Genomic DNA, 13,227 nt, shown 5'->3' with positions numbered 1-13,227 from the left:
TGCGCTGTGGCGATCCATCGCGGGCGGTGGCGGCGTTCATCGGCTTACAGCACCGCCACCAGTTCTTCGGTTTCGTCCACCCACGCGCGCTGGTCGAACTGCCCTTGCATGCCGACGAAGGTGAAGCGGCGGCGGTACTTGCGCTTGTCGCCGTTCTTCAAGGCGATCCGCAACTTCATCGGCTCGGTCTGGCTGCCGGCCATCTCCAGACGCTCGCTGCGCTTGTAGCTGCCGTCCTCGTACTTCACGTCGATGTAGACGCGCTTGACCATCGCCGGGTCGAACACCGGAATGAACTCCAGCTGCAGCGCGTCCTCGAAGCTGTCGTGGATCAACAGCTCGGGCACGTCGATCTCGACCGGCGCGGTGGCCGGGTCCGCCGCGGCCACGCCCTTGCGCCGCTGCACGATCTGATAAGTCACGCCGCGATTGGCCGGCGCCGGCTTGGCCCCGCGCAGACGCCAGGTCTTGGGCCCGGAGTTGGCGGTCAAGGTCAGCGTGGTCTTGGGCTCGGGCGTGGCGTAACCGCGCGCCTGCAGCTTGACGTCGATCGACTCGACCACGTCCCAATCGATATCGCCGGGCGTTGCGGTGATCTGGCGGAACTCGACGTGTTCGTACGGGTTGACGAACAAGGTGCGGTCTTCGGTCCTGGCCGCCGGAATCGTGTACGAGGTCTTGTCGGCGGCCCAATCGGATTGCGGATCGAAGTGGTACTGGTAGGACGCGGCGTAATCGATGTCGCGGGTCGCGTTCATGAACACTTCGAAGCGCTTGACCCCGACCTCGCCCGGGTTGAACACGAAATCGGCGTGCTTGTGATCGCGCGGCTTGGTCTTGTCGCCGTAATCCAGCGCCACTTGCGCCGACTTCAGATCGATCGGCTCGAACGCGATCGGCATGCTCGCCTCGACCGCGAACTGACGGAAGAACGGATCGTCCAGGTCGATTTCCTTGAAGTACTTCGACTTGTCGCGCAGATCGCCGAGCATCAGGCCGAAGAACCCTTGCGGCGCGAAGGTGCGGCGGGTGGCTTCGGCGCGGTTGTAGCGCAGGGTCAGTTTCTTGCGTTCTTCCTGGCGCACGAACTTGAGCTTGAGCGACAGGCTGACCGCGGTCGGCGGCGTGGGCAACGTCGGCGGCGTCACCGGCGGCGTCACCGGAGGAGTGACGGGCGGAGTCACCGGCGGCACGACCGGAGGAACGACCGGCGGCACCACCGGCGGGGTGACCGAAGCCGGACGGCGCAAACGTCCGTGCCAGCGATTGGGCGTAGCGCCGGCGGCGCGGCCGGTGACGTGGACGACGCGGTTGTCCGGATCGCCGCCCATCGGCGAATGGGTGCCGGGCCGGCTGCTGGCCGGGACGTCGCCATTGGCGGCCTGGGTGGTCACGGTGATCGGCACGCCGGCGCGGCGGGCGACGGCGAGGGCGACATCGAGCCGCCGTTGCGACAGGCGCCGGTTATAGATTTCGCGCTGGCCTTCGGTCGCGCCGTTGGCGTGCTCGTGGCTGGCGTAGGCCTGGAAATTGAGATTGCGCGGCGCGGGCAAGCCGCGGATCCACGCCATCAAACGCTCGGCACCGCGCTCGCTGCCGCTCCAGTTGCCGTCGCCTTCGATCCGCAAGGTGCCGGAGGCGTCGCGATAACGCGGGTCGTTGGTGGTGTTGTCGACATACGCGCGGAACTGGGTCGACGGTGGGTTGGTGTTCCAGCCGGCTTCGGCGGGTTTGTCGAAATCGAAGAACAGGCCGAAGGTCTGGTCTTGCGCGGTCGCCGGCCATTGCACGTCGATGCGCTTGGCCGAATCGGGATTGACGGTGATGGCGACGCGGCCCTGGGCGTCGGCGGCGACCACTTGGTCGTCGACTTTCACCACCGCGCCGGCGCCGGTGACGGTGATGGTTTCGGCCAGGCCGCTGGCGGCCGGGGTGTGGGTGACCGACAAGCCCGCCGGCAGCGGCGAAGGTTCGGTCGAGTCGACGCTGAGCACCGCGGGTTGGATCTGCGGCGCGGGCGGCGTGCCGGTGGCGCCGCCGGTGCCGGTGCCCGCGCTGGTGCCGGCGCTGCCGCCGCTGAAGCCGCCGCCGGGAGCGCTGGTGCCGGGGGAGCCGGTGCCGGGAGTACCAGTTCCGGGAGTGCCGGTTCCGGGAGTTCCAGTGCCCGGAGTGCCGGTACCAGGGGTGCCGGTTCCGGGAGTACCGGTGCCCGGAGTGCCAGTACCAGGCGTTCCAGTTCCAGGAGTACCCGTACCCGGAGTGCCGGTACCAGGCGTTCCAGTTCCGGGAGTACCCGTACCCGGAGTGCCGGTACCAGGCGTTCCAGTTCCGGGAGTACCGGTGCCCGGCGTACCCGTACCGGGCGTTCCAGTGCCGGGAGTCCCCGTGCCCGGAGTGCCGGTACCGGGCGTTCCGGTACCGCCCGTCCCGCCGCCAGCATGCGCGGCATCGGTGGCCAGCTTGCCCGGCACCAAGGTCGGCTCGAACCACTTGCTCAGCAGATCTTCCTTGAAGAAATCCAGCGCCCACTTTTCCTGATCGCGGCGGTCTTCGGCGTCGGTGAAGGCTTCCACCTGGATATCGATCACGCCGTTCTGCACCAACGATTCGAACGCCGCATCGATGCCGGCCTTGAACCACGCGTACTGGCCTTCCAGGCTGGCGCTGAAGTGGGTGTAGATGCGTTCGAAGTCGGCAGTGATGGTGACCTTCAGCGCCGGCCGCATCGCCAGGTACTTGAAGTTGTAGATCACCCCGATCGGGGTCATGCCGTCGCTGAGCGCGGCCTCCAGGATGGTCGCGCCTTCGGCCGACAGGCTCAGGCTGAAGGCGGCGCGGTTGGCCGCGTCCATCGACGGCACCGTCGCGCCGAGGATGTGCTCGACCGCGTTGAAGGTGCCCGGTTGCGCCGGCTGCGCCGAGGTGCCGCCGCCGCCCTGCACGTTGAGGGCGACGCATTGCACCGAGCCTTCTTCGAAGGTCGCGCAGGTCAACCGCACCGGCAACTGCACGCCGGGTTCGGCGTTGAGCCGGCCGATGATCTTCGACTCCATCGACGGCGACAGCTGCAAGGTGGTCACGAACATCACGAAGCCGCCGCCCTTGTTGGCCGCTGCGGCATCGGCGACGCGGTACTTGAGGAAACTGAATTCCTTGCGCCCGTCGGGTTGGCGCGTGGCCAGCGACACCGGCCCCGGCAGGTACCAGAACTGGCTCTTGTCCGAGTGGTCCCGGAACACGGTGATGCCGTCGATGGTGATCGGCTTTTCGAGGCTGAGCATGACGAACTCCAATAGATCGTTGGTCCATGCGCGCGAATGGCGCGCGCGACGGAAACGTTTCCTTACGTACCTGATGCCATCGGCCGCCGCGTACTCTCACTCCGTCATTCCCGCGAAGGCGGGAATCCAGGGCTTTATCGCGGCATGGCTCTGAAGTCTCTGGATCCCCGCCTGCGCGGGGATGACGAGCCAAATCGCGGCGCGGCGGGTTGCGGCATCAGGGCATCTTCAACACCAGATCGGTGACATCGCTCGGCGCCCAGGCGACGCTCTTGTTGGTGCCGTTCTCGAGCAGATAGCTGGCCTTGTACTCGTAGCGCATGCGCGCCGCATCGAGGTAGTCGTATTCGAACTCGCCGCTGGCCTGGGCATCGGTGAACTCGAAGTCTTCCGCGAACGACAGGCCGCCGGTGAAGTCTTCGAAGCGCAGCGAGACCTTGACCTTGCGCATCTTGCGTTTGGCGAAGTCCAAAGGCGGCTTTACGGTTACGATTCTTCGGCCTTTCATGCCTGCCTTCAGCATGATTCGATTGCTGTTGGTCACCGACTCGGGAATCTCCTCGATGTCGCGGCCGTCCTTGTAGAGGATGCTGACGCTGTAGAACACGCCCTTGACCTCCGGATTGCGCAAGTCCACCGCGAAGGTCTGCGAGGCCGCGCCTTCCTGGAACGACATCTGCTGTTCTTCCTGCAGGTTGTTGGCCTTGTCCACATAGCGCAGATCGACGAACACCTCCTGCACCTCGTTCCAGTTGAAGTTCGGCACCACCTGGACGACGCGCCGGGTCGGGAACGGATTGCGCACGCTGACTTGCGGCTCATCCACGGTCTTCCAGTCGTGCACGGTGTCGCCGCCGGTGATGCCGTGAAAGACGGTCCGCACCTCGTAGGCGGTCTTGCTCTGATCGAGCATGAACATCTTCCAGCTGCCCGATTGCGAATCCTTGGTCAGGCGCACCAGGTCGTTCTGATTGATCTTGTTGATCGGGTCCTTGTAGCGCAGGAACACGTCGACCGAGCTGTAGCGCTCCCAGGGGAAGTTCTCGGCGAACACCGGCACGGTGTTGATGGTGTACAGATCGCGCGGGATGATCTCGACGTTCTCCACATCGAACGTCTGCGGCTTGGACTTGAGCTTGGTCGGCCGTTCGGCCGCGTCCACGCCCTTGAAGCTGACCTCGTACTCGACCTGGACCTCGCGCTTCATCTGCCCGCGTTCGAGCTGGCTCAGCCATTCGAAACTGGCCTCGCCCTGGCTGGCGCCGAGCAGCGCGTTCTGCGCCTTGTCGCCGTAACGCACCCGCACGTTGACGCTGCCGATGTCGTCGGCGGCCAGATCGGCGCGCGAGATCACCTTGACCCGGCGCTTCTTGAAGAAGTCGTTGTCCAGGCTGATCTGCTTGACCAAACGATCGCGCGGCACGTTGCCCTCGCGGATGGTCTTGAACAGCGCGGCCAGATGGCCCTGCGGATAGATCGAGCGCTTGATCGCCACCCGCTCGGAGAAATTCACGTTGAGCTTCTTCTTGTCCACGCGCTTGTAGTCCATGCGCTTGTAGCTGAAGCTCGGCATCAGCGCGCCGATCGGTCCGCCGGCGGCGCGCGCGGAGGATTCGGTGGCGAACTTGCCGATCGCTTCCAGCCCGCGCTCGAAGTCGTTCTTCTTCTCCGGCGACCACGGCGGCAGGCTGGCGGTGAAGAACGCGTCGGTGATCATGTTGCGCACCTGGGCCAGGGCCGCGTCGCGGCGGTCGATGATGCCCTTGGTGTCTTCGCTCTCGGCCACGAAGGTATCGGCCTCCAGCACGATCGCCCGGCTTTCCACCAACTCGTCCACCGCCTTGCCGATCTCGGTGGAGAAGAAGATGTTGCCGCCGGAGAAGCTTTCGTCCATGCGCTTCTGGACCCGGTCCCAATCGATCTTCAGATTGATGTTGTAGGCCGGGCGCAAGCCGAGGAAGTCCAGCGAGTACATCACCGCCACCGGCAGGATCTCGCCTTCCAGGCACTGCTCCATCACCGTGTAGCCGTCCTGGTCCAGGCGCACCGAGAACGCGGCCTGGTTGGCGCCGTACAGCGCCGGCTTGGCGGCGTGGTCGATCTTGAGCACGAACTGCGGCCCGGCGCCCGGGGTCGCGCCGACATCGCCGCTGGCCTTGCCGAGCATCATCAGGCGCACGCTGCCGTCTTCCAGCGGCACCGGCGCGATCCGCGGCTTGTTGCGCAGGTTTTCGGCGTTGGCGATTTCGCGCGCCAGATCGTCGATCTGGCTCTGGGTCGCGCCGAGGTTGCAATCGAAATTGAGGAAGCCGCCGGTGCCCGCGTCGCCGCGGAAACCGATCAGCAGAAATTGCGGGACATCCACGCCCAGGGTCTTGTCGCGCACCGTGGTCAGGTGCGGGTTGAGCGGCATGTAGTACCACTGCTCGGGATCGGCATGGTCGGGAAAGACCGAGATGCCGTTGATCTCGCGAGTGCGGCTGTCGAGGAGAAGCATGATCGGACTCCTTCCGAGTCAAGCGTAAGCGTTGGGTGTCGGCCGATCCGCGGCGCGGCGCCGCGGATCGGTCGGGTGGTGCGAGCCGCGCGGGCTCACTCGGTCGGCACTTCCAGGAAGATCGTCATGTCGGTCTTCACCTCCGGCCCCACCACCTTGCGGGTGCCGTCGGTCAGGAAGTAGGTGACGGTGGCCTTGTAGTCCGGCGCTTCGCCGTCGGTCAGCGGCAGCTTCCAGCTCTTTTCCTCATCGCCGGGCTTGAAGCGCAGGTCGATGCGCTTGGTCCCGTGCGACAAGGCCACGCTGACCAGCTTGAGCTCGTCCCAGTTGAGCAGATCCGGCACCACCGCCACTTCCAGCTGATCGAGCTTCTTGCCGACCAGAATCGTCGAGCGCGTGGCGACCTTCTCGGCTTCTTCCTTGCTGGTGCCGTCGGCGAACAAGGTCGTCACCGAGTACTTGATCTCGCCCAGGGTTTCGTCGACCACCGGGAAGGTCCAGTCGAAGGAGGTCATGTCGCTGGACAAGGTGACGATGGTCTTCTGGCTGTACTTGTTGGCCTTGTCGGTGTAACTGGCATCGACGGTGATCGAGGCGATCTCCGCGGCCAGGTCGCCGGCGGCGCGGAAGCTCACGGTCTTGCTGGCCGAGAACGGGTCGTCGACGTACAGCTCCTTGGCCTGCTGCTGGGCGATCTTCTTGACCTGGCGGCCGTCGGCCAGGGTGTAGAGGAACTCCAGGTCGATGTCTTCGGTGCGCGGCTTGCCGACGATCTTGCGCAGCTGGAAGTTCGGCGTGTCCTTGGTCATGTTGAACTTGGCTTCGACCGGCTGCTTGCCGTGCTTGTAGCGCACCGTGATCTGGGTGCGCGGCACCTGCGCGAAGTCGATGTCGCCCGGGCCGATGTCCAGCGCCAGGATGCCCAGGTCGTCGACGTTGATGGTCAGGTTGGTGTCGTCGGTCTTGATCTCCTCCGACACCTGCTTGAACGTCGCGCCCTTGTAGTTCACCGTCACCTGATAGGTGAAGTCGCGCTTGCCCTCGTGGACGAAGGCCTCGAACTTGGCCACGTCGTCAGGCTTGGTGAACACGAACTCCTGGACCTTCTTGTTCGGCCCGTACGGGTAACGGATCTTGACCTCGACGCTGTGGATCGGCAGGTTGGCGAAGTCGGCGTTGACCCGCATCACCACCTGCACGGTCTTGAGGAACTCGTCCAGGTTGATCTTGGAGTAGTAGTCCTCCCACTTCAGCGGCTTGTTCTTGTCGTCCTTGAGCGAGGTGATGGTCGGCAGCATGCCCTGCGGGTTGCGGTTGACGATGACCGCCTTGGCCTCGCTCCACTCTACCCGCACGTTGGCGATCTGCGACTTGTTGATGGTGCGGCGGATGTCCTCGATGTCCTGGCCTTCGCGCAGCTCCTTGGTGTTGGGATCGACTTCGGCGATCTCCTTGAGCATGTTGCGCTGGACCGCTTGCTCCAGCTGCTTGTTGATGATCGCGCGGATGTCGGCTTCCAGCTTGGCGTTGTCCTCGGCGCTCAGATTGGGCGCCTGGACGAAGTCGAAGTGGGTCTTGGTGACATCGTTCTTGTAGCGGCTGGAATTGACCACTTCGGTGTAGCTGTCTTCGCTCCAGAAGTTGTCTTCGGTGTTGATGTCCTGGAAGAAGCTGTAGAACTCCGACGCGTTCCAGGTGCCCCAGGCCTTCATTTCCGGCAGGCGCATGTAGCAGTTCATCTTGTAGACCACCTGCACCGCCGAGGCCGAACCGGTGCTGAGGGTCTCCTTGAAGATCGCCGTGCCCAGTTCGGTCAGCTCGACCATGAACGAGGCCACGTTCTTGCCGTAGATCGACGGCTTGCCGGCGCCGCGGATTTTCTCCACCAGCGCGCCGCCTTCGGTCAGCAGCAGCTCGACGGTGCCGTCGGTCCAGGTGACCGGGGCGATGGCGACCTTGGGCACGGTCTTGCCCTTGTACTTCTCGGCCAGCTTCTTCTGCAGCTCGTCGGTGATCTTCTTCTGCACGTCCGCCGGCACCGACAGCTCGGTGTCGAAAGCGATGAAGCCGCCGAACTTCTTGCCGCCGTCCTCGCGGATCTGGCCGTACTCGACGAAGCGCAGCGCCAGACCGCCGCTGGCCATCTTCGCGAAGTTCGGCGAGTTGGGCATGATGTAGTAGGTGAAATCATTGGCGTCGTCGCCGTACACCACGTGGTCGTGAAGGGTGTCGACGTTATCGATCTTAAGCATGGACTTGCTCCTTATCCTGATGTCCTGAGTCGTTCAATCCTGTTGCGTGCTTTCCTTGCCCGCGCATTGCCGCTGGTGTCACGCGATGGGGGAGGCCGCGATGTAAACCGTTCGGTTCGAATCTTTCTAACGCTTGGCGCATTTCGCACCGGACAAACAAAAACCGCTGTTTTCAAGTGGTTTTTCGACAGAAACCAGCGGCCGCGCTTGGCCATCGACGCACGCCGGTCCGGCGCACATCCCGATTTCGCGCATGAGCGTGCCCATCGCGATTGCAGGTCGCGTTCGGCTCGTCGCTGGTCTTGCGGCAAACGCCGCCGGCGCAGATTCGCGCCGTTGCATCGATATCGTCGCCGCGGGCTGCGTTTGCTCAGCAGTTCCGCGGTGGCGAAACGATCAAGGCTTCCGTCGCGCGAATCCTTGCGCCGACGAAGGCGTTCCCATCGATTCCATTCAAGGCTTGGGCAGCCCCCAATCCGCGGCATCGGCCGAGTACGTCCGCGACCGCCCCGCACCGTAGCCGGCTTCGTCCTGCACGCCGACCTGGCTGTACGCGCTGGCGCTGGCCTCCACGCGCCCTTGCGCATCGCCCAGCGACACCTTCACTTCGACCGATTCGCTGTCCTGCACCGAGCGGCTGCTGCGCGCGGCAGCGGCGTCGGTCGCCGCGTAACGCAATTCCAGCCAACCGTGCTCGCCGTTCAGAGCCCTGCGCACTTTCTCGGCCTGGGTCTGATCGAGCATCAGATTGAACGCCGCGTGATAAGGCGGCACGCCCGAGCAAGCGGCTTTGGCCAACTGCACGTATTCGCCGTGGCCGTCGCCGAGCATCAACCGCACCTCGCCGACTTCCACCGGCGCCGGCGACAACTGAATCTGCGCCGGCGGCACCTGCGCGCGCGCGGCCAGTTCGGCGCGCAGCGCGTCCAGCGTTGCCGCCGGTACGCCCCACATCGCGGTCAACGCCAGCACGGTCACCGCGCCGGCGCCGATCATGGCGAACTGCGGCCGGCCGTCGGCGCCGGGCGCCACGCTCGGCGCGCGCGCGCGGTAGGTCCAACTCATCGGGCCGTCGCCCGGCGCGATCCACACGCCGCCGATCTCTTCCCACGCCATGCCGTCGCTGGCGCCGCTGTCCATGTACGGATTCATGCTCCCACTCCTTGAGCGCTGTGGCTGCTGCGCACCTGCAGCGGCGTATCGGGTTGCAGCACCGGCGACCACGGCGCCGGTGTCGCGCCGCCGGAATGCCAGCGCCAGCGATAGCCGGAGCGGAACGGCGACAGCGACAGCCAGGTCCATTCGGCGCGCGGCTTGCTGCGGGTGAATTTGATCTGCTTGCGCCGGGCGCTGTCGTCGATGCCGTCTTCCGGGGCGATTTCGATGCTGCGCGAGGCCGCGTCGTCGTCGAATTCGCACAGCAGCTGCAACTCGCGCGAGCCGCTGCCTTCGAAACTGAAAGCGTCCATGCGCAGGCCGTCGTCTTCGGCATCGACCGGGGCCATCGCCCGGCGCACGCCATCGGCCTTGGCCTGGGCGGTGGCGCGGATCTTTGCGCCGTCGACATCGAAGGGAACCGCGAACGCCAGCTCCGGCGCGGCGCGGTCCAATACGCCGCGCAGCGACCACGGCTTGCCTTTGCGCGTGCCCAGGCATTCGACTTCGATGTCGGCCTGATCCAGAAACACGGTTTCGGCTTCGACCGGAATCAGACGCATGCCGAAATCCTCCGGCCCGACCAGCAGATGCTCGCGGTCGGATTTGCGCGTCGGGCCTTTGATCGATTCTGCGCGGCCGTCGCTGAGCACCACCGCCGCGGTCTGCCACTGATACGCCAGCGGCTCGCTCGGCGACAGCCGCAGGTCGATGGCGACCGGCCGGTCGCCCGCGGGCAACGCCGCATTGGCCTTGACCGTGAACATCCGCGCCGGCGGTTTGGCCGGCAGCTGCAGTTCGACTTGCGCGGTCATCACGCCGACGCGGCGCGCCGGCAGATTGGCGCGCACGCTGACGCTGCGCCAGCCGCTGGCCAGGGCGCGCGCGTCGTGACGGCGCACCACCGCGTCGTGCAGATCGCCGGCCGCCATCGTCCGCAGCGGGCCCAGGGGGTCGGCTTCGATCGGGATCAGGCGCGGCGCCAGTTGCGGCTCGGCCAGGTTCCATTGCACTCGTCCGGACGCCATCGCCGCTTCGTCGAACACCAGACGCACGCCGGTCGGCGCGTCGGGCGCGGACGGCTGCGGCGTGGCGAAGCGCGCGGCGATGCGGTCGATCACCGCATCGGCCAAGGGCTGCTTGAGCACATCGCCGGAGCTGGCCGGCAAGCCCAGGCCCAGAGTTTGCGGCGCGTCGATCAGGCGCTGCCGCAGCAGCGCGTGGTCGATTTCCGTCTTGCCGCCGCTGAGCCCGCGCACCACGGCCAACAACGCCGCCGGATCGAAGCTCATCGTCACCGGCAAGCGGTCGGCGACGCCGCGAACGCGCAGCCAGGCTTGCGCGCCGACTGCGAGCAAGCCGCGCTGCAAGGCCGCGACGAACAGATCGGTGGCGGCGCTGTCCAGGCGCACGCCCAGATTCAACGCGCTCAAGCTGGCGCTGTCCAGGCTTAGCAGTTCGCCCAGCGACGGCGGCAGGTTCAACGCCTCCACCGCGCTCAAGCGCAGCCACGCGCCCTCCACCGGCAGCGGCGACAGTTCGAAGCGTTGCCCGGCATCGAACGCGTTCTGTCGCGCCGCGTCGAGCTGGAAATCGGCGGCGAAGGCCAGCGACAGGATCGAGTAACGCGCCAGTCCGGCGGCGCCGCGGTCTTGCTGGACGATATCCAGACGCAGCGGCGACTCGCCGTCCGCAGCTTGCGCGGCCAAACGCACCGGCGGCAAACGGAAGCGGCCGGGCTGATCGTAGGCGGCGTAGGCCAGACGCTCGCCGATCGACATCGGCTGGCGCCAATCGGGGCGGGATGCGAACGACATGCTCAGACCGCCGTCACGAACAACACGCCGGCGTCGTCGCGGCGCCACGGCGTGGCCGGCGCTTTCTGCCCGGATTTGTAGATCACCGTCTGCCGGTATTCGTAGAAACCCTCGCTGTCCTTGCGCAGCAGGATGTCCATCAGCGGCACCGGCACGTCGATGTCCTGGCTGAGGTTGGCCGCGCCGATCACCACCCGGCGGTTGCCGCGGAACTCGACCACGATGTTGAGGATTTCGCCGGCCGCGTTGCCGGCGTTGGCCAGCACTTCGGCGGCGCTCATCACCGTCACCGGGCGCACGGTTTCCTGATCGATGGAATCGTCCAGGGTGTATTTGAGGATCGCCTCGCCGTCGGGAATGCTGCGCACCGAGGCGGTGTTGAAGATCGCGTCGGCCGGGGCGCTGCCGCTCAGCGGCGCGGTCGGCTGCACGGTGAAGTTCAGGCTCTGCTCCGGCGCGATCTCCACCGGCTGGCTCAGGTCCAGACCTTCGATCCGGCCTTCGACCAGGCCCTCGCCGCGAGTGATCCAGGTCGGCAAGCGGGTGATGCGCAGCTTGCTCTCGGTCGCGTTGAGCAGCTTGACCGCGACCGCGCCGGTCTGCGCGTCGGGGGTTTCGATCGACTGGAACAACTCGCCTTCCATGTCGGCGAAGTTGAGCTTGACCGGCACCGTCACGTTCTCGTCGACGCCGCTGGCCACCACCACGCTGCCTTGCAGCAGGCTGGAATTGCTGGTCGCCATCAGCACGCCGAACACGTCCTGGAAATCCTTGAACTCGAAGCGCTCGTTGACGGTGAAGCCGTTGTCCCAGTCGATGGTCGCCGGCACGGTTTCCGAACGCACCGCGCCGTTGCGCAGCAGCGACATCTTCAGGGTCGAGCTGGCGCGCAGCAGGCGCAGTTCGAACTCGCGATGCGGGTTGTCGGCGCTGGCCGGCACCTTGTCGGCCAGCGCGCGGCGCGCGGCCAGCAGGCGCTCGCCGTCGGTGACCGGGCGCACTTCGCAGGTCAGATCCACCATCACTTGCTCGGCGTTGTCGCCCTGGTCGACCTGGAACACCAGCGACGGCGCATGCGGCGCTTCGCTGCGGCGCGCGAGTTTGAACGCGTCGGGCAGGTAGTAGATCCGCGCCGGGTCGTTCATGTCCTGGAAGTAGGCGTGGCTGCGGCCGGTGTCGGCGGGATAACGCAGCGCGTGAACGACCCAGCGCGAAGTCTGCTGGCCGACGTTGCTGCCGGCCGGATACAGATAGGGATGCAGTTGCGGCTCGAACAACAACGCGATGGCGAAGTCCTGCAGCTGGTTGGAGACTTCAAAGCGTTGCTCCGGTATCGGCTGCGGTTCCGGCTCGGGCTGCGGTTGCGGGAACGGCATCGGGCGCGGCCGCGGGAACGGCTTGCGCGGCCACACTTCGTCGCCTTCGATGATCGATTCGCCGCCGGCGCGCATTCCGGCCGGCGACGCGCGCAGGCCCGCGGCCAAACCGGGTTTGAGCATCGCCGCGCGCGCCACCGGCGCCGCGGTTTTCGGCACTGCGGCGGCCATCGCCATCTCCGCCACCGGCGCGCGCGCCAGCTGCATCTGGCCCTTGATCATCATCAGCTGACGCTTGGGCGCGTCCGGCGCCGCGGTCGCCGGCAACGGCACCGCCACGGTGTAGCCGCGCGAGACGATCAGCTTGCATTGCGCGTCCTGGGCCATGAACGCGCGCAGCAAGCCGTCGCGTTCGGCCAGGCTCAGGCGCAGCATCACCACGCAACCGCCGCGCGGGTCGTCGAGGATTTCGCCGGCCGGCAGGCGTTGCTCGATCGCGGTGCCGGGCACCCGGTAGGCGATCACCGCGGCGCGGTTGACGCTGAGCATCTGCGCGGTGCGCGCGGCGTCGGCGATCTCCGGCGCAGGCAGCGTCTCCAACGCCAGACTCACCGCCCACAACCCGTCCTGGGCCTGCGCGATCTTGATCTCGTACTGGCCGTTGGCGCTGCGCAAGCGATAACGCGGCAGCCAATAACGCTGCTGCGGATTGCGCGGGTCTTCGAACAGGCAACGGTCGTCCGGCGCCTGGTTCGGGCTGATCGGGTGCTGCGATTCGGCGCGGGTGAAGCCGCCGCCGGTCTTGATCGGAAACAGGTCCGGACGCAGGTCGTTCAAGCGCGGACGCAGGGTGCGCCCTTCCAACTGGGCGACGATCGCCGGCTGCGCGCGCAGGATCGCCGGATTCAT

General features: G+C 66.2%; 5 protein-coding genes and 1 pseudogene. All 6 read right to left on the bottom strand.

Translation table 11 applies throughout. From position 1 onward, the window contains the following. Positions 1–44: 44 nt before the first annotated feature. A complete protein-coding gene (locus V7787_RS17795; RefSeq protein ID WP_336088846.1) occupies positions 45–3,281 on the bottom strand; it encodes a hypothetical protein in 3,237 nt (1,078 codons plus the stop codon). Between the two features lie 217 nt (positions 3,282–3,498). Continuing rightward, positions 3,499–5,778 carry a hypothetical protein gene (locus V7787_RS17790; protein ID WP_336088845.1) on the bottom strand — a complete coding sequence of 760 codons (2,280 nt, stop codon included), beginning with the start codon at positions 5,776–5,778 and terminating at the stop codon, positions 3,499–3,501. A gap of 95 nt (positions 5,779–5,873) precedes the next feature. After that, positions 5,874–8,030 (bottom strand): hypothetical protein, encoded by a 2,157-nt coding sequence (locus V7787_RS17785; RefSeq protein WP_336088844.1) that lies wholly within the window; start codon positions 8,028–8,030, stop codon positions 5,874–5,876. A gap of 453 nt (positions 8,031–8,483) precedes the next feature. Continuing rightward, positions 8,484–9,182: a hypothetical protein gene (locus V7787_RS17780; RefSeq protein ID WP_336088843.1), complete on the bottom strand. Its 699-nt coding sequence runs from the start codon at positions 9,180–9,182 to the stop codon at positions 8,484–8,486. Further along, on the bottom strand, positions 9,179–11,002 hold the full coding sequence (locus tag V7787_RS17775; RefSeq protein WP_336088842.1) for a hypothetical protein: 1,824 nt from the start codon (positions 11,000–11,002) through the stop codon (positions 9,179–9,181). Before V7787_RS17775 ends, V7787_RS17780 begins: the two co-directional genes overlap by 4 nt. A 2-nt stretch (positions 11,003–11,004) precedes the next feature. After that, positions 11,005–13,227: pseudogene (locus V7787_RS17770) on the bottom strand (hypothetical protein); the annotation flags it as partial.

Source organism: Pseudomonas sp. CGJS7, assembly GCF_036961695.1.
This window is presented reverse-complemented; position numbering and strand designations above follow the sequence as displayed.

Excerpts from the sequence above, each read along its gene's own strand:
- V7787_RS17795 (WP_336088846.1), bottom strand. The coding sequence starts at position 3,281 with ATGCTCAGCCTCGAAAAGCCGATCACCATCGACGGCATCACCGTGTTC.
- V7787_RS17790 (WP_336088845.1), bottom strand. The coding sequence starts at position 5,778 with ATGCTTCTCCTCGACAGCCGCACTCGCGAGATCAACGGCATCTCGGTC.
- V7787_RS17785 (WP_336088844.1), bottom strand. The coding sequence starts at position 8,030 with ATGCTTAAGATCGATAACGTCGACACCCTTCACGACCACGTGGTGTAC.
- V7787_RS17780 (WP_336088843.1), bottom strand. The coding sequence starts at position 9,182 with ATGAATCCGTACATGGACAGCGGCGCCAGCGACGGCATGGCGTGGGAA.
- V7787_RS17775 (WP_336088842.1), bottom strand. The coding sequence starts at position 11,002 with ATGTCGTTCGCATCCCGCCCCGATTGGCGCCAGCCGATGTCGATCGGC.